General features: G+C 67.5%; 21 protein-coding genes and 1 tRNA gene. 11 read left to right on the top strand and 11 right to left on the bottom strand.

All coding sequences use genetic code 11. The annotated features are described in order from the left end of the window. Nucleotides 1–174 precede the first annotated feature (174 nt). Together CXY82_RS16810 and CXY82_RS16805 are read left to right on the top strand one after the other, a co-directional pair. Complete coding sequence (locus CXY82_RS16810) at nt 175–471, top strand: HNH endonuclease signature motif containing protein (protein ID WP_104171894.1); 297 nt, start codon at nt 175–177, stop codon at nt 469–471. A 114-nt stretch (nt 472–585) separates the two neighbouring features. Continuing rightward, entirely contained in the window at nt 586–1,596 is a 1,011-nt protein-coding gene (locus tag CXY82_RS16805; RefSeq protein ID WP_104171893.1) for an aldo/keto reductase family protein, read from the top strand. A 139-nt stretch (nt 1,597–1,735) separates the two neighbouring features. Here CXY82_RS16805 and CXY82_RS16800 read toward each other — a convergent pair whose 3' ends face one another. From CXY82_RS16800 to CXY82_RS16785, 4 genes are all read right to left on the bottom strand, one after another. Continuing rightward, nucleotides 1,736–2,536, bottom strand: coding sequence for an amino acid ABC transporter ATP-binding protein (locus CXY82_RS16800; RefSeq protein ID WP_104171892.1), 801 nt, complete (start codon nt 2,534–2,536; stop codon nt 1,736–1,738). Beyond that, the gene (locus tag CXY82_RS16795) at nt 2,533–3,567 is read right to left on the bottom strand and encodes an amino acid ABC transporter permease (protein WP_104171891.1); all 1,035 of its coding nucleotides are present in this window, start codon (nt 3,565–3,567) and stop codon (nt 2,533–2,535) included. The genes CXY82_RS16800 and CXY82_RS16795 overlap by 4 nt, the downstream gene beginning before the upstream one ends. Before the next feature lie 3 nt (nt 3,568–3,570). Beyond that, entirely contained in the window at nt 3,571–4,470 is a 900-nt protein-coding gene (locus CXY82_RS16790) for an ABC transporter substrate-binding protein (RefSeq protein ID WP_104171890.1), read from the bottom strand. A 195-nt stretch (nt 4,471–4,665) separates the two neighbouring features. Continuing rightward, a complete protein-coding gene (locus CXY82_RS16785) occupies nt 4,666–5,520 on the bottom strand; it encodes a sulfurtransferase (protein WP_104171889.1) in 855 nt (284 codons plus the stop codon). A gap of 46 nt (nt 5,521–5,566) precedes the next feature. On the opposite strand from CXY82_RS16785, the gene CXY82_RS16780 reads away from it, so the two are divergent. Beyond that, a complete protein-coding gene (locus tag CXY82_RS16780) occupies nt 5,567–6,775 on the top strand; it encodes an MFS transporter (RefSeq protein WP_104099564.1) in 1,209 nt (402 codons plus the stop codon). A gap of 114 nt (nt 6,776–6,889) precedes the next feature. After that, nucleotides 6,890–7,714 (top strand): aldo/keto reductase, encoded by an 825-nt coding sequence (locus CXY82_RS16775; RefSeq protein WP_104171888.1) that lies wholly within the window; start codon nt 6,890–6,892, stop codon nt 7,712–7,714. 263 nt (nt 7,715–7,977) lie between these two features. Here the strand turns inward: CXY82_RS16775 and CXY82_RS16770 are convergent, their stop codons facing one another. Then, nucleotides 7,978–8,973 carry an aldo/keto reductase gene (locus tag CXY82_RS16770; protein WP_104171887.1) on the bottom strand — a complete coding sequence of 332 codons (996 nt, stop codon included), beginning with the start codon at nt 8,971–8,973 and terminating at the stop codon, nt 7,978–7,980. Further along, entirely contained in the window at nt 8,928–9,965 is a 1,038-nt protein-coding gene (locus tag CXY82_RS16765; RefSeq protein ID WP_233199399.1) for an alpha/beta fold hydrolase, read from the bottom strand. Before CXY82_RS16765 ends, CXY82_RS16770 begins: the two co-directional genes overlap by 46 nt. A gap of 53 nt (nt 9,966–10,018) precedes the next feature. Here CXY82_RS16765 and CXY82_RS16760 point away from each other — a divergent pair, with 53 nt between their 5' ends. From CXY82_RS16760 to CXY82_RS16750, 3 genes are read left to right on the top strand one after another with little or no spacing between them, the layout of a single operon-like run. Beyond that, nucleotides 10,019–10,915, top strand: coding sequence for a DUF4349 domain-containing protein (locus CXY82_RS16760; RefSeq protein WP_104099568.1), 897 nt, complete (start codon nt 10,019–10,021; stop codon nt 10,913–10,915). Between the two features lie 9 nt (nt 10,916–10,924). After that, complete coding sequence (locus CXY82_RS16755; protein ID WP_233199398.1) at nt 10,925–12,091, top strand: acyl-CoA dehydrogenase family protein; 1,167 nt, start codon at nt 10,925–10,927, stop codon at nt 12,089–12,091. Further along, nucleotides 12,084–13,430 (top strand): threonine/serine exporter ThrE family protein, encoded by a 1,347-nt coding sequence (locus CXY82_RS16750; protein ID WP_104099570.1) that lies wholly within the window; start codon nt 12,084–12,086, stop codon nt 13,428–13,430. The genes CXY82_RS16755 and CXY82_RS16750 overlap by 8 nt, the downstream gene beginning before the upstream one ends. A 27-nt stretch (nt 13,431–13,457) precedes the next feature. Here CXY82_RS16750 and CXY82_RS16745 read toward each other — a convergent pair whose 3' ends face one another. Then, entirely contained in the window at nt 13,458–13,703 is a 246-nt protein-coding gene (locus tag CXY82_RS16745; protein WP_104171884.1) for a hypothetical protein, read from the bottom strand. A gap of 186 nt (nt 13,704–13,889) precedes the next feature. On the opposite strand from CXY82_RS16745, the gene CXY82_RS18350 reads away from it, so the two are divergent. After that, a complete protein-coding gene (locus CXY82_RS18350) occupies nt 13,890–14,012 on the top strand; it encodes a hypothetical protein (protein ID WP_255408599.1) in 123 nt (40 codons plus the stop codon). Between the two features lie 79 nt (nt 14,013–14,091). Then, nucleotides 14,092–14,979, top strand: a complete 888-nt coding sequence (locus CXY82_RS16740; protein ID WP_104171913.1) for a metal-dependent hydrolase — start codon at nt 14,092–14,094, stop codon at nt 14,977–14,979. 215 nt (nt 14,980–15,194) lie between these two features. Here the strand turns inward: CXY82_RS16740 and CXY82_RS16735 are convergent. The 4 genes from CXY82_RS16735 to galU form a co-directional block, all read right to left on the bottom strand. Then, nucleotides 15,195–15,267 (bottom strand) — tRNA-Ala (locus tag CXY82_RS16735). An 81-nt stretch (nt 15,268–15,348) separates the two neighbouring features. Beyond that, on the bottom strand, nt 15,349–16,371 hold the full coding sequence (locus CXY82_RS16730; protein WP_104171883.1) for a hypothetical protein: 1,023 nt from the start codon (nt 16,369–16,371) through the stop codon (nt 15,349–15,351). A gap of 72 nt (nt 16,372–16,443) precedes the next feature. Further along, nucleotides 16,444–17,103 carry a GNAT family N-acetyltransferase gene (locus CXY82_RS16725; RefSeq protein WP_104099574.1) on the bottom strand — a complete coding sequence of 220 codons (660 nt, stop codon included), beginning with the start codon at nt 17,101–17,103 and terminating at the stop codon, nt 16,444–16,446. Nucleotides 17,104–17,159: 56 nt separating this feature from the next. Next, the gene (galU, locus tag CXY82_RS16720; RefSeq protein ID WP_104171882.1) at nt 17,160–18,053 is read right to left on the bottom strand and encodes a UTP--glucose-1-phosphate uridylyltransferase GalU; all 894 of its coding nucleotides are present in this window, start codon (nt 18,051–18,053) and stop codon (nt 17,160–17,162) included. Nucleotides 18,054–18,087: 34 nt separating this feature from the next. Between galU and CXY82_RS16715 the strand changes: the two genes are divergently transcribed. Both CXY82_RS16715 and CXY82_RS16710 read left to right on the top strand, forming a co-directional pair. Beyond that, entirely contained in the window at nt 18,088–18,666 is a 579-nt protein-coding gene (locus CXY82_RS16715) for a 5-formyltetrahydrofolate cyclo-ligase (protein WP_104171881.1), read from the top strand. Nucleotides 18,667–18,753: 87 nt separating this feature from the next. Continuing rightward, complete coding sequence (locus CXY82_RS16710; protein WP_104171880.1) at nt 18,754–19,143, top strand: FmdB family zinc ribbon protein; 390 nt, start codon at nt 18,754–18,756, stop codon at nt 19,141–19,143. Nucleotides 19,144–19,201 lie beyond the last annotated feature (58 nt).

Below are 19,201 nucleotides of genomic sequence, written 5' to 3'. Positions count from 1 at the left end.
GGTCAGGGCCGCGGCGTCGGCTGGATCGACGGCGTCGAAACCCCGATCTCGATCAGCGCCGTCACGGACCTGATCAGCAACAGCGGTCAGCAGAAAGTCGTCATCACCGACGAGGGACGCATCATCGCCCTCAGCTCACCCGAACGGTGCTTCACCGCCGCGTAACGCCGGGCGATTCAGCTCCGCGACGGCACCTGCATCATCCCGGGCTGCAAAATCCCGGCCGCGATGACCGAGATCCACCACGTGATCCCGCACTCCGAGGGCGGACCGACGCACACCGACAACGGCGTGTGTCTGTGCTGGTGGCATCACCGCTACCTCGCCGCCTCCGGCTGGGCAATCCGGATGGTCCGCGGCGCCGTGCAGATCATGGCACCACCCTGGCTGGAGACCGGGGCCCGCAAATGGCGGAACGTGACCAAGTCCCGCACCCGGTTGACGGACGCGGTCGAACGGAAGAACGGATAGGGGGTCCCTGGCCCCTGGTCCCAGGTCTCGACATGCTCGACATGCTCGACATGCTCGACATGCGTCCGCTTTTTCACCCAGCGACAGTGGGACCGCTCCGCTTAGGCTGTAGGCATGGAATTCCGCTATCTCGGTTCATCAGGCCTGAAAATCTCCGAAATCACCTACGGCAACTGGCTCACGCACGGTTCGCAGGTCGAGAACGACATCGCCACGCAGTGCGTGCATGCCGCGCTCGACGTGGGGATCACCAGCTTCGACACCGCCGACGTCTACGCCAACACGAAGGCGGAGTCCGTTCTCGGCGACGCCCTCAAGGGCCACCGCCGCGAAAGCCTCGAGATCTTCACCAAGGTCTATTGGCCGACCGGCCCGCGCGGCCACAACGACGTCGGGCTGTCCCGCAAGCACATCATGGAGTCGATCAACGGTTCTCTGACCCGGCTGCAGACCGATTACGTCGACCTTTACCAGGCCCACCGCTTCGACACCGAGACCCCACTGGAGGAGACGATGCAGGCCTTCGCCGACATCGTTCGGCAGGGCAAGGCGCTCTATATCGGCGTCAGCGAGTGGACCGCCGCGCAGCTGCGAGCCGGCCACGCCCTCTCCCAGGAGTTGGGCTTCAGCCTGATCTCGAGCCAGCCGCAGTACTCGATGCTGTGGCGCGTCATCGAAGACGAGGTCGTGCCGACTTCGCGCGAGCTCGGCGTCGGCCAGATCGTCTGGTCCCCCGTGGCCCAGGGTGTGCTCACCGGCAAGTACAAGGCAGGCCAGGCCCCGCCGGCCGGCTCACGCGCCACCGACCTCAAGGGCGGCGCCGACATGATCAGCCGCTTCATGAACGACGACGTGCTCACCCGGGTGCAGAACCTTGAGCCGATCGCCGCCGACCTCAACCTGTCGATGGCTCAACTGGCCGTGGCCTGGGTGTTGCAGAACGACAACGTCTCGGCAGCCCTCGTCGGAGCTTCCCGCCCCGAGCAGGTGCGCGAGAACGTCGAGGCCGCGGGAGTGAAGATCCCGGCCGAGAGCATGAGGCAGATCGACGAGGTACTCGGCGACGTCGTGGAGCACGATTCCGCGATGACCGCGGCTACCGCACCGCAGAGCCGCCCGGCGTAGGGCAGGCTCGGCGTCACACTGCTCGGCCCGAACGAGAATCGCCGTTTGTGCCGAGAGTCGCCGCAACGGCGGGTACTCTCGGCACAAACGGCGACGGTCGCTGCGGTTTTCCTAGAGCAACATTTCTAGAGCACCACTTCTAGAGCACCTTCGACAGGAACGCCTGCGTGCGGCGGTGCTGCGGGTTCGTCAGGATCTCGTCCGGGTCGCCCGCTTCGACGACCACACCGCCGTCCATGAAGACGAGCGAGTCGGCGACCTCCTTGGCAAAGCCCATCTCGTGGGTGACCACGATCATGGTCATGCCCGATTTGGCCAGACCCTTCATCACGTCGAGCACCTCGCCGACGAGCTCAGGGTCGAGCGCACTGGTCGGCTCGTCGAAGAGCATGAGCTTGGGTTCCATCGCGAGTGCGCGGGCGATCGCCACCCGCTGCTGCTGCCCACCCGACAGGTGCGCCGGGTAGTAGTCGGCGCGTTCGGCCAGACCCACCCTGGCCAGCAAATCGAGAGCGCTCCGCTCCACCTGGGCCTTCGACAGCCCCTTCACCCGGATCGGCGCCTCCATCACGTTCTGTAGCGCCGTCATGTGCGGAAACAGGTTGAACCGCTGGAACACCATGCCGATGTCCCGTCGCTGACGGGACGCTTCCTTGGGTGCCATCTCGTAGAGCTTGCCGTTGGTCTCCCGGTAGCCGATCAGCTCGCCGTCGACGCTGAGCCGACCGGCGGAGAGCACCTCGAGGTGGTTGATGCAGCGCAGAAACGTGGACTTGCCCGACCCACTGGGCCCGACCAGGCACATCACCTCGCCACGCTTCACCTCGAGGGAGATGCTCTTGAGCACCTCGTTCGAGCCGAAGCTCTTCGATACCTGCTCGGCCAGAACCATGGGAGGAATCGTGACGGATGCCCCGGCCTGCGTGTTCACGTCGGTCATTTCACGCCTCCGGGGTGGGCTGGTGGATCGTTCTCGCGCGGCGGTGCGATCACCGACGGCTGCCCGGAACCGATGACGGGGACGACCCCGGTGAGGGTTCCCGTTCCGGTGCCGACGGCATCCTTGCGATCCGGCTGCCGGTCGCCCACGCCGCGGGCGAACCGCTTTTCGAGGAAGTACTGGCCGACCATCAGGATGGACGTGAAGAACAGGTACCAGATCGAGGCCACGATCAAAAGCGGGATCGGGTTGAACGTCTCCGCGGAAATATCCCGCGACCGGGTGAACAGCTCGAAGCTGAACGGCACGGCGGTGACGAGCGACGTGGTCTTCAGCATCGAAATGACCTCGTTGCCCGTCGGCGGGATGATCACGCGCATCGATTGCGGCAGGATCACCCGCGTCATGGTCTGCGACCAGCTCATTCCGAGCGCCGTCGCAGCCTCCTCCTGGCCGCTGTCCACGGCCAGGAGGCCGGCGCGCACGATTTCAGCCATATAGGCCGCTTCGTTCAGGGCCAGCCCGATGATGGCGATGGTGAACGTGCTCAGTGCCGCGTTGGTCGAGAAGGACACCCACGGGTCCATGAACGGGATGCCGATGTCGATGCTCGAGTAGATCAGCGAGATCAGACCCCAGATCGTCAGCTGCACGTAAACCGGGGTGCCACGGAAGATCCACAGGTAGAACCAGGCCAGGCTCTTCACCACGGGGTTGGGCGAGAGCCGCATGACGGCCAGGATCACCCCGAGGACGATCGCGATGACCATGGAGTACACGGTCAGCTGCAGGGTCACGACGGCCGCCTGCGAGATGCGGCGGTCGAAGAGGTACTTGCCGACGGCGGGCCAGTCGTAAGCCGGCCGGAGCGCGGCGTCGACGACGATGGAGACGAAGACCACCACAAGCAGAATGGCGAACACCATCCTCCACGGATGCCGCAGCTTGATGGCCTTGATCGGCACCGATGGGGCCGGTTCCCCGGGCGGGCGGGTTGCCCCGCCCGCCTTCGGTGGAGTCGTGGTGCTCATACGTTATCCGTTCGACGCGGCGTTGATCGTGATCGTCTCGATCGCACCATCCGCGACGCCCCACTCGTCGAGGATGTCACCGTAGGTGCCGTCGTCGACCATGGACTGCAGCGCAGCCTGCACGGCCTTGGTCAGCTCGGAGTCCTTGGCGACCACGATGCCATAGGGCGCCACGTCGAAGGTCTCTCCGGCCGGCTGCAGCTTGCCCTCGGTCTGGGCGATCGCGTAGAGAGTGACGGGCGAGTCGGCGCTGAGCGCGTCGGCCTGGCCCAGCACGACCGCGTTGGTGGCCTGGTCCTGGGTGTCGTACTTCAGCTTGTCGATCGCCGGCTTGCCGGCCGCGACGCAGGCGTCACTCTTGGCCGGCACTTCGTCGGTGTCCTCATACGTGGTGGCCTGCACGGCGACCTTCAGCCCGCAGGCGTTGTCCGGGTCGACGTCGTTGCCGACGGCCGAGGCCCACTGGATGCCGGCGACGAAATAGTTGACGAAGTCGACCTGCTTCTCCCGCTCGACGTTGTCAGTGAAGGAGGACACGCCGATATCGGCCTTGCCGCCGGTCACGCTCGGAATGATGTTGTCGAATTTCGCGACCTGGAATTCCGGCTCCAAGCCGAGCTTGGCTGCGACGGCCTCAGCGATCTCGATGCCCCAGCCGATCGGCTCACCGGCTTCGTTCTTGAACTCGTTGGGAGCGTAGGTCGGGTCGGTCCCGATGACGAGCGTGCCGGAGTCGGCGACCTCGGCGGGAAGCATCGCGGCGGCGGCGTCGTCCACGGCGATCTCGCTGGCGGAGGAGTCGGCCGTCGCTCCGCCCGTGGTGTCCGTGGAGTTGTCAACGCAGCCGGTGAGCAGGAGTGCCGTGACGGCGGCGAGAGCCGGGAGCAGGTATTGAGCGCGCATTGCGTAACCTTTTTCGTGGTTGTCGGATGTGTCTGGTTCGTCTTTGAGGTCCGTTAACGGAATTCGACAAAAGCGAGCATATAACAGCACGCTCACGCGGATTCCGTGCGCAGATAACGTTTTGGGCCAGCCCTACTGAGCGTGGACAGGCTTCCCCGTGTCTCAGTATGACCGGAAGCGTGTTTCGCGCGGATTTCACGCCCGAGGGCCGCCCGTCGCGACCGGGCGGCCCGGCAGGTTGGACCACTGCGACCACGAGCCGGGGTAGAGCGCCGGTGAGAACCCGGCGATGGCCAGAGCGGCCGCCTCGTGCGCGGCGGTGACGCCGGAGCCGCAGTAGACGCCCACCGTGCCGCCCGCCGTGACTCCGAGCGCCTCGAACCGGGCGCGCAGTTCGGCGGCCGGGAGGAAGCGCCCGTCGAGGGTGAGGTTGTCGGCCGTGGGCGCGCTGATCGCGCCGGGGATGTGGCCGGCGCGAGGATCGATCGGCTCCGTGTCCCCGCGGTAGCGCTCCGCAGCGCGGGCGTCGAGGAGCGCGCCGGTCTGCGCGAGCGCGGCGGCGGCATCCGTGTCGAGCACAGGCAGCACCCCGTCGGAGAGGGTGATCGTGCCCGGACGGACCGTTTCCGCGCTCAGCTCTGTTGTGGCCAGCTCGCCGACCGCGAGCGGCAGGCCCGCGGCGCGCCAGGCGGCGAGCGCCCCGTCGAGAAGCAGCACGTCGCGCACCCCGGCGTGACGCAGCAGCCACCAGGCACGGGCTGCCGACACCCCGCCCAGGTCGTCGTAGACCACGACCGTGTCGCCGTCACGAAGCCCCCAGCGGCGCGCGGCTGCCTGCAGAGTCGCACGGGTGGGCAACGGATGCCGCCCGTCGGCCGGTTCGCCGGGCCGGGCCAACTCGGTCTCCAGGTCGACGTACACGGCGCCGGGGATGTGGCCGGCCCGGTATTCGTCCGGCCCGGGCGGGCCACCCAGCTTCCAGCGCACGTCCAGCACCCGAACGTCGCTTCGGGACTCAAGCATGGCTGCCAATTCGTCGGCCGTGATCATTATTCGCACGCGCTCACGCTACCTCGGCGGACGTAGACTTGAGTAAGTGAGCAGCTATTGGACCCTTTTGAAGACTCCGGGCGTTGCTCGCGTCATCGCCGCACAACTGACAGCTCGGTTCCCCTTTGGGATGCTGTCGCTCGCGTTCCTGATCCACATCGAGCAGGTCTTCGACTCCTATGGCGCCGCCGGCCTCGTGCTGGGCGCCATGAGCATCGGCCAGGCCGTCGCCGGGCCGCTCACCAGCCGACTGATGGGCCGCTGGGGCATGCGTCCGGTGATCACGGCCACCCTCGTCGTCTGCGCGACCTCCATCGTGACAATGGCTCTGGTCAGCATGCCCATTTATGTTCTGATGGCCGTGGGGCTCATCGCCGGGTTGTCCACACCGCCGATTCAGCCGGCCGTGCGCACCATCTACCCGAAGATCGTCAACTCCCGCCAGCTCACGCCGCTGTTCTCGCTCGACGCGTCGGCCCAGGAGATCATCTGGGTGCTGGGCCCGGTGATTGCCACGTTCGTGGCCATCCAGGTCAGCCCGGTCGCCGGCATCCTGCTCGCCGCCATCTTCCTCATCGGCGGCGGCGTCTGGTTTCTGGTGCTGCCCGAGGTCGGCCGGGTGCGCATCCCCCGTAGCCGCCGCAAACTCGGCGTCGTTCTCAAACGCCCGGCGGTCATGCTCAGCACCATCGTCGGCTTCATGCTGGTAGCCGCCTGCGCCTCGGTCGAGGCGGGTGTGGTGGCCGCGTTCGGGCACGGCAGCGCGGACTCGGGCTGGGTGCTCGGCATCTTCGCTCTCGGCTCGCTGATCGGCGGGCTCGCCCTCGGCCACGCCCCGATCGGCCCTTGGGCGTTGGCCGCACGGATGCTCATCGTCACCGTCGGCCTCGGGCTCGCCACCCTCGGGCTCAGCTTCTGGTGGCTGGCCGCCACCCTGCTGCTGGCGGGAATCGGAATCGCGCCGGCCTTCGCCGTTCTGTTCGGCATCGTGTCCGCGAGCGTCAAGTTCAGTGACACCGCGGAGGCCTACGGCTGGGTGGGCACCGGCCAGCTGATGGGCGCCGCCCTGGGTTCCGCCATCGCCGGTTTCATGATCGACCAGAGCGGCGCCACGGCGGCCATCCTGGTCGCGGCCGGCTTCGCGGGGCTCGGCACGATCATCCCCGCGCTCGGCCGGCGCTGGCACCCCGACCTGCGCGGCCGCGATGCGAGCCCGCTCCCCGACACCGCACCGATCCAGGTGCAGGTCTCCTAGCCGCCTCCGCTCATCGCGCGGTGAACCGACACAATTGCGAGGTTGAGCGTCGCGCGCACCCCTCAATCGTGTCGGTTCACGCCTCGGCGCAGTAGGACGAGGTTAGATGGGGGGATGACGCTCTCACCGTTACTTCCCCTGCATGACGGACACGGTATCCCCCAGCTCGGGCTCGGCGTGTACAAGATCGCGGATGCCGCGGCGGCCGACGCTGTGCAGGTCGCCCTGGAGGCCGGTTACCGCCACATCGACACCGCGGCGCTCTACGACAACGAGACCGGCGTCGGCCAGGGTATCGCCCGCTCCGGCCTGCCCCGTGAGGACGTGTTCGTCACCACGAAGGTCTGGAACGACCAGCACGGCTACGACAAGACCCTGCGCGCCTTCGACGTGAGCCTCGGCAAACTCGGCTTCGACTACGTCGACCTCTTTCTGATCCACTGGCCCGCACCCCGCCAGGACCTCTTCGTTGACACCTGGCGCGCCCTCGAGACGCTGCGCGCCTCAGGTCGCGCCCGGTCGATCGGGGTGTCCAATTTCCAGCCGCACCACCTGGACCGTCTGCTGGCCGAAACGGATGTCGTTCCAGTCCTCAACCAGGTGGAGCTGCACCCGTGGCTGCAGCAGTCCACCGTGCGCGAGTACGACGCGGCCCACGGCATCCTCACCGAGGCCTGGTCGCCGTTGGCCCGCGGCCGCGCGATCGGCAACGAGACCCTCGACGCCATCGGCGCCCGGCACGGCAAGACGGCCGCACAGGTGGTCATCCGCTGGCACCTCGAGCTGGGCAATGTGGTGATTCCGAAGTCGGTGACACCGGTGCGCATCCGGGAAAACTTCGACGTCTTCGACTTCACACTCAACGCCGGCGACCATGCCGCCATCGCCGCCATCGACGCCGGCCAGCGCACCGGCAGAGATCCCGACGACCTGGACTGAATCTCAGCTCGACCCGGATCGGTGCCCGCGGGTCGCGCTCAGAGCCCCGCGCCCCTCTCCCGCACCCCTGACGAATTCGACGGAGATTTCGACCGAAACCCGCCCAAACAAACCGGAAACCGGCTTCAAGCCAAAAATCTCCGTCGAATTGGTTCGCCGGAGCCGCAGTGCCTTGCGACAATGCCGCCTCCACAGGTCCGCGCGAGAGTCCCCGTTCCGGTCGAGAGCGACCCGCGGAACGGGCACTCCCGACCGGACAGGTGCTACCAGCGGCGGTGGATCTGCTCGCGCAGCATCCGGTCGTAGATATCCTGCACGCCCTCGTTGAGCCCGAGGCTGAGCGGGGCGACCGAACCGGCAGCGGCGTTGCCGAGAGCCTGCTGCACCGATCGGGCCCCGGGGATGACCGAGCTGATGCCGTCAATCTGGGCCACCCAGGCCAGCGCGGCCTGCGCGGGCGTGAGCTCCTCGGTCAGGGAGCCCACGAGCGCCGCGAACTCCGCGGCGGCTGCCAGGCCGGTCTCATAGTCCACACCGGAGAAGGTCTCGCCGACGTCGAAGGCGCTGCCGTCGCGGTTGTAGTTGCGGTGGTCGTTCGCCGCGAAGGTTGTCTCCCGGGTGTACTTTCCGGTCAGCAGGCCGCTCGCCAACGGAACGCGGGCGATGATGCCCACACCGGCGGCGCGCGCGGCCGGCACGACGGCCTCGAGCGGCTTCAGCCTGAACGCATTCAGGATGATCTGCACGCTGGCCAGGCCGGGCCGTTCGATGGCTGCGAGAGCCTGGTCGCAGGTCTCGACGCTCACCCCGTAGCCGGCGATGGCTCCCTCGGCGACGAGTGTGTCGAGCGCGTCGTAGACCTCGTCGGATTCGATCACGTCGCTCGGCGGGCAGTGCAGCTGCACGAGGTGCAGGGTGTCCATGCCGAGGTTCGTGCGGGACCGGTCGGTCCAGGCCCGGAAGTTGGCGAGCGTATAGTTCTCGGCCAGCTGGTCGACCCGTCGGCCCATCTTGGTGGCCACGGTGATGCCGGCGGCGGCGTCGCTGCCGGCCAGGAATCGACCGATGATCTGCTCGCTGCGGCCATCGCCGTAGACGTCGGCGGTGTCGAAGAAGGTGACGCCGGCGTCGACGGATGCCGCGAGCACCGCGGTCGCGTCGGCCTCCGACACGTCACCCCAGTCCGCTCCCAGCTGCCAGGTGCCCAGCCCGATCACGGAGACGATTCGGCCGGTTTTTCCGAGGGTTCGTGTGTCCATTTCTCCAGCCTAGCCACGGAAGCCAAAGTGGAAGCAGTGATCGACGAGGCAGCAGCCGCGGACAAGGCCCCGGCCCCGGCCCCGACTCTGTCGTCCGCGTCGATGACCCGGGCCAGTGCCCGGGCGAGCCGCGGCCGGATGAGATGGTCGTTCGCTTCGACGCGGTGCATGGTGACGTGGCGCATCCGTTCGATCACCGTCATGGAGCCGGCCGCGATGAAGGCGTCCAGCATGCCGTAGACCACGTCGACCGGCACTCGCACGGCCGCGATGTCGCTGACCACGGTCTGCGATTCGATGCAGTGCTCCAGCGATTTCACGAACGGGGTCCAGTTGCGCTCCGTCAGCTCGAAGATGCCCTTCGGCAGCAGCCGTGCGATGATGGCCGCGTTTGCGAGAGTGAACTCCTTGTTCAGCCGTAGGAAATCGTAGGCGCGCAGGTAGGCGTTGACCCGGGCCCGCACCCAGCGGTCACCGATGTCGGTCGGCGACAGATAGACCGGCGGCCCCACGAGCACCACCCGGGACACCTGGGTTCGACGGGACGCGCGGGTGCGGGGCATCGCCGCCAGCCGGGCCGCGATCAGGCTGCCGAGGGAGTGGCCCACCAGGATGAACGGCTCGCGGAGCTTCAGCGACCGGATCGTGGTGGCCAGGGCCTCGACGTGGTCCTCGAGCCGATACTCGCACCCTTCGGGGATCGGCGATTCGCCGAAACCCAGGATGTCGACGGCGATGACCCGGTGCCTGGGCACAAGCAGTGGCACCAGTTCCCGGAACGTTTCCGAGGAGGAGGCGATGCCGTGCACGAGAATCACGACCGGACCGGTTCCCTCATCGATTGCGATGTGCAGCAGCGGCGGGCGTGACCAGCCGAGCCGTTCGCAGAGGGTCGCCCACCAGATCATGGTTCCAGTATCGCCGTGAACGGCGTCCCCGATCCATTCGGCGACCGGTGTAGGCGGCGCATGCACGCGAAGCGCGCGCCGCATGCCGAGACTCGATTGTGATCCAGAGCCGGCGACAGCGGTCGTACAGTGGGGCCATGAAGCGTTTACCCGCGATCGCCGCGGTACTCCTGAGTGCACTGCTGCTGGCCGGATGCTCCGTGCCCGGCGCTTCCACCGACTCCGGCGGCCCCGCCACGTCCCCGGGCCTCGCCGAACCGGGCGTCGTCAATCCGGGGACCGTCACACCCGGCGCCGAACCCGGCGAGTCTCTCGACTCGCGCACCTTCCCGGACGGCAGCACTGGCGAGATCGCCTCCAGCCAGCGCGACGTGATCACCACCGGGATGGTGTCGATCACCGTGAAGGACCCGATCGCATCCGTGCAGGATGCCGTCACCATCACCGAGCAGGCCGGTGGTCGGATCGACAGCCGCACCGAGAACCCCGCCACCGGCAACCAGCCGGCGAGCGCGAACCTCACCCTGCGCATCCCCTCGGATGAGCTCGACCGCACGCTGGCGGAGCTGAAGCAGCTCGGCACCGTCAACTTCGTGTCGCTCAACGCCTCGGACATCACCCAGCAGACCCAGGACCTCGATGCCCGGATCACCTCGCTGCAGACCTCGGTCGACCGGTTACTCGCCCTGATGACGAGCGCCACGAACACGACCGACCTGATCGCCGTCGAGAACGCGCTGGCCGAGCGGCAGAGCGAGCTCGAGGGGTTGCAGGCGCAGCGGGATTACCTGTCCGACCAGGTTGATTTCTCGACCATCACGCTCGACCTGTACTCGACCGGCACAGTGGATCCCGGCACCCCGGACGACTTCTGGGATGCCATCGCGGCCGGCTGGAACGCCCTCCTGACAGCCCTCGGTACCGCGATCGTGGCCATCGGCTTCGCGCTGCCCTGGCTGCTCGCTCTCGGCCTGGTCGCAGCAATCGTCTACCTGGTGATCCGGTTGGCACGCAAGCGGCGCACGCCTGCGTAAACTTATTTGGTGTACACGTCTACCGAACTCTCCCCGCTCGGTGACGAGCTGCTCGAACGCATCCGCTCTCGTGCCGCGAAGCATGACCGGGACAATACGTTCCCCGCCGACGATCTGGCCGACCTGATCGCCTGCGGTTACCTCCGCTCGCTCGTGCCTGTCTCCCATGGTGGCCTCGGGCGCAGCGTGCAGCAGGTCGCCGATGACCAGATCCGGCTCGCCGCCCACGCCCCGGCCACGGCCCTCGCCGTCAACATGCACCTCGTCTGGACGGGCGTGGCTCTCACCCTGCATCAGCGCGGCGACGACAGCCTCGATTGCGTGCTGCACGGCGCCGCCGCGGGCGAGATCTTCGGCTTCGGCGTGAGCGAGCCGGGCAACGACCTCGTGCTCTCCGATTCGATCACGACGGCCACCCCGCAGCCAGACGGCGGCTACCGGTTCACCGGCACCAAGATTTTCACCACGCTCTCCCCGGCCTGGACCCGGCTCGGCACCATGGGGATCGACCGGGACTCCGTCGACGGCCCGAAAATCGTCTGGGCGTTCATCGATCGGGGCGACCCGGGCGTCAGTCAGAAGAATGATTGGGACACCCTGGGCATGCGAGCCAGCCAGAGCCGCAGCACCGTGCTCACCGGCGCATCCGCCCGCCCGGAGCAGGTCTTCCGGCGGCTGGATCCCGGGCCGAACCCTGACCCGCTGATCTTTGCGATCTTCGCCAATTTCGAGATCCTGCTGGCTGCCGTGTACACCGGCATCGGCCGGCGCGCGGTCGAGCTGGCCGTGCTGGCGGCGAAGCGGCGCACGTCGCTCAAGCACGACGGCCGAACCCTGGCGCAGGACCCGGACATCCGTTGGCGCGTCGCGGAGGCCGCGATGATGATGGATGGCCTGTACCCCCAGCTCGACGCCCTCGCCCACGATCTCGCCACTCAGGCCGACCACGGCCCGCGGTGGTTCCCGCTCCTGTCGGGTCTGAAGTATCGCGCCACCGAGACCGCGCGCCTGGTCGTCGACCAGGCGCTGCGGGTCAGCGGCGGCTCGTCGTACTTTGCCGGGAACGAGCTCGGGCGACTGTACCGCGACGTTCTTGCCGGGCTCTTCCACCCGTCCGACGCCGAATCGGCGCACGCCACCGTGGCTGCCGCCTGGCTGGGTCCGCTCGATGTCTGATGTCACCCGCGCGATCAACGTCTTCGACAGCGCCGCCTACACCCGCTCGGTCCTCGACCTCACCATGCGGCTCGCGGAGGTCATCTTCGCGGCCGGCGCCGGAGCCGAAGACGCCACGGCCGCCATGGAAGCCATCACCCGCGCCTACGGGCTGAGGGGAACCGAGGCCAACGTCACGCACACGATCATCGCGCTCACCCACGAGGACCCGGCCACGCACGAGTCCATCACCCGGAGCCGCAACGTCAAGTACCGTTCGCTCAACTACAGCAAGCTCGCGGCCACCTCCGAGCTGATCGCCGAGATCCTCGACTCGCCGCCGGATGTCGCCGATGCCCGCAAACGCCTGGCCACCATCGTCAGCGCCAAGCCGCAGGTACCGGCCCTGTACCGCCGGCTGGGCTGGAGCCTCGTCGGAGCCGGGGCCGCCGTGCTCATCGGCGGCGGGCTGGTTGTCTGCGTCGCCGCCTTCGTCGCCACCTTCTTCATCGACCTGATCACGACCTCGCTCGACCGCCGGCAGGTTCCCGTCTTCTACCAAAACGTGGTGGGCGGGGCGATCGGGCCGATTGTCGCCGCGATCGTCGCACTCATCGACACCTCGGCGAATCCGTCCCTGGTCGTCATCGCGACCATCATCATGCTCCTGGCCGGCGTCACCACCTTCGGTGCGGTCCACGACACACTGTCGGGCTTCTACCTGACCGGCACGGCACGGATGATGGAGGCCCTGTTGATCACGGGCGGCCTGGTCACCGGCGTGGCCGGGGCGTCACTGCTGGTGGCCCGCTTCGGGTTCCAATTGCGCGTCGATGCCAACCTCACGCCGACTCTGGCCGACTTGCCCGTGATGCTCGCCGCCGCCATGGTCATCGTCGCCGGTTTCGGCCTCGCCGTGCAGGTGCCGTGGCGGGCGTTCTGGGTGGTCTGCCTGCTCGGCGCCGTCGCCGAGCTGCTCTATCTGGGTGGGGCGAGCGCCGGCTTCGGCCTGGTCTGGTCGTCGGCTCTCAGCGCCATGGGTGTCGGTCTGCTGGCCGCGATCGCGGCCCGGATCGTGCGCACTCCCCCGCTGGTGATCGTCGTTTCCGCGCTCGTTCCCCTCGTTCCGGGGCTGATCCTGTTCCGCGGCCTGCTGCAGCTGTCCGACGGCAACATCGACGGCCTGCTCAGCATGCTGACCGCCGGTGCCGTGGCCGCTGCGCTGGCGGCGGGCGCCATCCTCGCCCAGTACGTGGTGCAGTTCGTCTGGGGTCCGGCGCGCAGGCTTCAGCGCCGCTTCGTGGGGCCGCTGATGGCTTTGCCCGTTCGGCTCGGCCGCGGCCCCGGCACCCGGATCTGACCCGGTGGACGAATCAAGCGGTTCCGGCTAGTTGGGAATATCCGCTTCGCCCTGCGGGTCTTCGGTCTCCTCCTCAACGAAGCGGTAAGGGATCGGTTCCTCGGTTTCGTGGCCGATCCGGAAACTGCGGCGCACGGTTGAGCCGTCTTCCGTCTCCTCAAGCACGACCTCCTGCTGGTACTCGCCGTTCACGTACTCGAGTTTCCGGGGCGTGCCGGCGGCGATCACGTTGGGTCCGTAGAAAATGGCCTCGTAGGTGGTCATGTCGCTCATATTTGGATCCCTTTCTCCGGGTGGAGACGTCTGCCTCCCTGGCGGGGCGCGTCGGTCTCAGCCTACGGCCGGGCGCGCAAGTTGCACAGGCCCGGGTGCCGGTGCGAGCGGGAAGGTGCCGTTTCGCGGCAACCCGCGTAGGGTCGAAGTCACGGTGCCGCTGGGGCTCGGTTCGAAGGAGTACACATGGCTGACAAATCACCCAAGAAGGACGCATCCAAAAAGGTTGCCGGCAAGTCCTTGAAGGAGAAGCGTGCCGACAAGCACGCCAAGGCGAACGAGACGACCGAGAAGGCGCGCAAGGCCTAGCGCCTGCTCCACGATTAAACTCAGGGTGTTGCCGCGCTAGCCGCGGCAACACCCTTTTATGTTCCGAAAGGACCTGCCGATGACCCTTCCCGCCATGGACACCCAAGTGAGCTACCCGGCCGGGCAGACCGAGAGCACCGCGACGGTGCTGCACGTCGAGCCGCTCCCGACCGGACTGCTTGCCGTGCTCCTCGACACCACCCCCGTGCACCCGGTCGACGCGGGTTGGCCCGACCAGGGTCCCGACCGGGCCGTGCTGCGCGCCCAGGGAATCGAGCTGCCGGTGCTGGACTGCGTCGTCGGAGCAACGGACGGGTCGGCGCTGCATCTCGGCCGGGACATCCCGGTGCCGAAGGGAACGCCCGGCTGGGCGTTCGTCGTGGCCCACATCGTGCAGCCCCATGCCGCCCTGATCGAGGGGCAGCCGGTCGACGCCGTCGTCGACACCGGCTACCGGCGACGGATGTCCGCGGGCCACACCGCGTGCCACCTCGCCTCCCTCGCCCTCAACCTGGCTCTCGCAAACCGGTGGAAGAAGGACGTGCGCACCGACGCTCTCGGCAGCCCCGACTTCGACGGCACCGCGATCGACGTGTCCCTCATCGGTGAGAACGAATCCGTGGACACCTACCGGCTCGGCAAATCCCTGCGCCGCAAGGGCTTCGTCACCGAGGAACTGGCCGACCAACTGGCCGAGATCGAATCGATGCTGAACACCTCTCTCGCCGGGTGGGTGGCTACGGACGCGAGCGTGCGCATCGACCGGGACGGCCCACTGCTGACCGACCGCCGGTACTGGGTCTGTGAGCTGCCGGCACACGACGTGCGCATCCCCTGCGGCGGCACCCACGTTTCCTCCTTGGCCGAGCTCGGTGCCGTGCGCGTGGCGCTGTCCACAACCGACGTGGAGGGCACGACCGTGCTCACCATGGAGACGTTCGTCGGCCGATCGGCGCTCGGCGGCTGAGGCCGGCGCAGGTCGGCACGTGAACTCGACTTGGATCAGAAACTCTCATTTCGGAGATTTTTGCGACACGCCTTTCACCCCGGCGCACCACGCCGCATGAACCGAAAATCTCCGAGTTCGGCGACGGAATGGCTCGTCGGCCTGAAGACGAAGACAGAAAGAAGAAGGCCCCCGGTTTCCCAGGGGCCTGCGACTGACGATTGTCACTATCTCGGTGGAGCTAAGGAGATTCGAACTCCTGACCTTCTCATTGCGAACGAGACGCGCTACCAACTGCGCCATAGCCCCTAACTGCTTATGTAGAATATCACGCGCGGCGACCGAGTTTCGCCGAACCGCCCGCTAGAGCCCGAATGGGCCCGGGTTCGGTCAGCCGACGGCGCGGCGACGGCGCAGCACGTCGTCGAGGTCGCTCATGCCGGGAGCGGTGTCTCCGACGACCCCCATCGACGCGAACCGGCTCGCTGCGGGCACGGCCGGAGTATTCTCGCGACCGGGCGCCGCACGCGTGAGCGGGGTGACGGCCACCTCGAGGGCCGCGGCCCGGCGGGCGAGTTCCGCCTCTGCGGCTACCTTCCGCAGCTCGGCGGCGGCATCCACGGATGCCATCGCCGCCTGGGCGACGGATCCGCGCGACAGGTGCATCGGCCGAGGCAGCGGCAGCGGCGTCCAGCTCGGAGCGACGACCGGCGTCTCCTCGAGGTGCACGGACTCGAAGGCCTGCCCAACGCGGGCGGAGGGGTAGCTGACCTCTGAGCCATTCGCGGCGGCAGCGTGCTGGTGGGCGCGGCGAGATGTGCGGGCGAGGCGCGACAGCGCCCCGACAGCGAGCGCGACCGTAGCCAGGCCGGCGAGGACTGCGGTCCAGGCTCCGCCCGCTGCCACCGCGAGAACCCCGGAGACGAAGAAGAGGATGCCCCCGAGCAGGATCAGGGAGGTCAGCGCTCGCACCCGGCGCAGACGCAGAGCGCGAGCGCGACCCGGCGATCCGGCCACGACCCCGGCGCCCACGGCGCCGGCACGCACGGCGGAAGCCTGGGCAGCGACCTCTCGAGCGGCAGCGGCGCGGTTTGTGGCGGCCAGGGCCGCGGCGGAGCGCCGGGCGGACGCGGCGGCATCCGTCACCGCCTTCGCCTCGGCTCGGGCATCGTCTTCGGCCTGGGCCAGCAGCTTGCGTTGGGTCAGGACGGTTCGGGCATTCGCTTCGAGCCGCACCTGCTGGGGCACCTCGGACGTCTCCGCCAGAATGCGCATGGTCTGCTGCAAGCGAACAGCGTTGCGCTCGGTGGTGAGGTACTGGCGTCGGCGCGCCCAGGTCGGCATGAGATAGGTCACCCACAGGGCAGCCGCGACCGCAATCATCACTCCCCCGCCCAGGATCTCACTACTCATAATCTCTAAGGTAAGAGGGCCGTAGCCATGCGGTGATGATTATCGAGGGTGTGTCACGGGCAATTCCCGCACTCATCGGTCACTCACCGTCAACGGATGCGCGGCCGCGGCCCGATCGACGTCCGTCACCCGGGCGGCGTCGGCCGGCGCCTGGCCGAACTGCCAGCGGTGCAGCACGCCCTGGCGCACCTCTTCGGCCACCAGCCCGAAGCAAAAATGGTCGCGCCAGTCGCCGTTAATGTGGATGTACCGGCGACGCAGACCCTCGTAGCGGAAGCCGAGTTTCTCCACGACCCGCAGCGAGGGCACGTTCTCGGGTCGGATGCAGATCTCCATGCGGTGCAGCCCGAGCTGGCCGAAGCAGTAGTCGGTGGCCAGGGCTACGGCTGTGGGCGTGATCGCCTTCCCCGCGAATTCCTCGCCCACCCAATAGCCGATGGTGGCCGACGACAGGGAGCCCCAGGTGATCGACGACACGTTGAGCTGGCCGGCCAGCTCGCCCTGGTATTCGACCAGGAACGGCAGCCCGCTGCCGGCACGAGAGTGCGCAAGCAGGCTGCGGATGCTGGCGCGGGTGTCGAAGGACATCGGCGCATAGGGGCTGGTGGCCTCCCAGGTGCGCAGCCAGCCCCGGTTCTCCATCAGGGAACGGTCGAGGTTGCGGTCATCGCGCAATCGGATCGGTCGCAGTGTGACGGGACCCTCATGAAGCGTCGGTATTGCGATCGCCACAGTGTGCCCGTCTACTCAATGCCGAAATGGTGTTTCCTTAATCTACCGCGCGTGTTTTATTCGAGAGTGGCGACGAACTCGTGCAGCCAGGGCCGCAGGTCCGGTCCGAGGTCCTCGCGGTCGACGGCAAGCTGCACAATGGCCTTGATGTAGTCGAGGCGGTCGCCGGTGTCGTAGCGGCGGCCACGGAAAATGACCCCGTACACGCCGCCGCTGGTGACCGGGTTCAGCGCCATCTCCTGCAGCGCGTCGGTGAGCTGGATCTCGTTACCCTTGCCCGGCTGGGTGCGCTCGAGCACCTCGAAGACCTCGGGGCGTAGCACGTAGCGGCCGATGATGGCCAGGTTCGACGGGGCATCCTCGGTGCTGGGCTTCTCGACCAGCCCGGTGACCCGCACCACGTCGGGATCGTCGGTGGCCTCGACCGCGGCCGCTCCGTAAAGGTGGATCTGTGAGGGCTCCACCTCCATCAGGGCAATGATGCTGGTATTGCGCGTGCTCTGCTCGGCGAGCATCTTCGACAACAGCGGGTCGCGCGCGTCGATGATGTCGTCACCGAGCAGCACCGCGAACGGTTCGTTGCCAACATGCATCTTGGCCCGCAGCACCGCGTGGCCGAGGCCCAGCGGGTCACCCTGGCGTACGTAGTGGATGTCGGCCAGGTCGGTGGCGTGGTTGACCTTCTCCAGTCGGCTGTGGTCGCCCTTTTTCTTCAGGATCGCCTCGAGTTCGGTCATGCGGTCGAAGTGGTTTTCCAGCGCGTTCTTGTTGCGCCCGGTGACCATCAGCACGTCGGTCAGGCCCGCGGCCACGGCCTCCTCCACCACGTACTGGATCGCCGGTTTGTCGACGACCGGCAGCATCTCCTTCGGCATGGCCTTGGTGGCCGGAAGAAAACGAGTGCCCAGTCCTGCAGCAGGAATGACGGCTTTGGTAATTGGTGTCCCCATGGTCCCTACGATATCGGCATCTAGGATGAGATATATGGATTCCGATATCGGTCACCGAAAGCGCGCGCTTCGCGCCGAGCTGCGGGAGCGCCGCCAGAACCTGACCTCGGTCGAGCGGGAGGCCGCGACGGCCGGATTCACTCAGAATCTGCAGAGCATCACTCTGGATCTGTCGGCCCGGTCCATCTCCTGCTACCTGTCCTCCCGCAACGAACCGGACACCCGCCCGTTCGTGAACTGGGCGGAGGCCCAGGGCATCCGGGTGCTGTTTCCGGTGTCCCGCGATGACGGACTCCTCGACTGGACCGTCGGCGAGGACCAGACCGAATTCGAGGGTCTCTCGGGCGCCCCCGAGGCAGGCGGCAGCCTGCTGGGCCCGATCGCGATCAACGACGTTGACCTCATCATCGTGCCGGCCGCCGCCGTCGATGCGACCGGCCTGCGCATGGGCTGGGGTCGCGGCTACTACGACAAGACCCTAGGCTCGATGGAGAAGTGCCCGCCGGTGTATGCCGTCGTCTTCGACAACGAATTCGTCGACGAGGTGCCCCGCGAGGTTCACGACCAGCCGGTCGACGGCCTGGTCACCCCCACGCGCATCATCGCGTTCTGATCGGCCCTCCCCCTACTTCCTGTTCAACGAAAGCCATTTCATAATCGGAGATTCCGGCCCACGGGCCGGTCCCCCATCGGAGTTCCAGTGCCTACCTATTCCTACCGCTGCACCGAGTGCGACACCGCGTTCGACATCCAGCAAGCATTCACCGACAACTCGCTCACCACGTGCCCGACCTGTGGCGGCAAGCTGCGCAAGGTCTTCTCGTCGATCGGCGTGACCTTCAGCGGTTCCGGCTTCTACAGCAACGACGCCCGGTCGGATGCGAAGCGCTCGCTCGAGCGCTCGTCGAAGACCCCGGACAAAAAGTCAGACAAGAGCTCAGACGCGAAGTCGGGCGATTCCGGCTCCGGCACCGGTTCCGGCTCCTCCAGCGAGAAGTCCGCGGCCCCCGCGAAAGACAGTTCCGGCCCGACGAAAGTCGCAAGCATCAGCACCAGCAACACGCCCGCGTCCGCCGCGAAGGCCTCCTAACCCCCAGCACCTCACCGCCTCAGCACCTCAGCACACCACTCGCCTGTCCCGGCGCCGA

It is taken from the genome of Cryobacterium sp. M23 (genome assembly GCF_002929655.1).
Taxonomy (GTDB): Bacteria; Actinomycetota; Actinomycetes; order Actinomycetales; family Microbacteriaceae; genus Cryobacterium; species Cryobacterium sandaracinum.
This window is presented reverse-complemented; position numbering and strand designations above follow the sequence as displayed.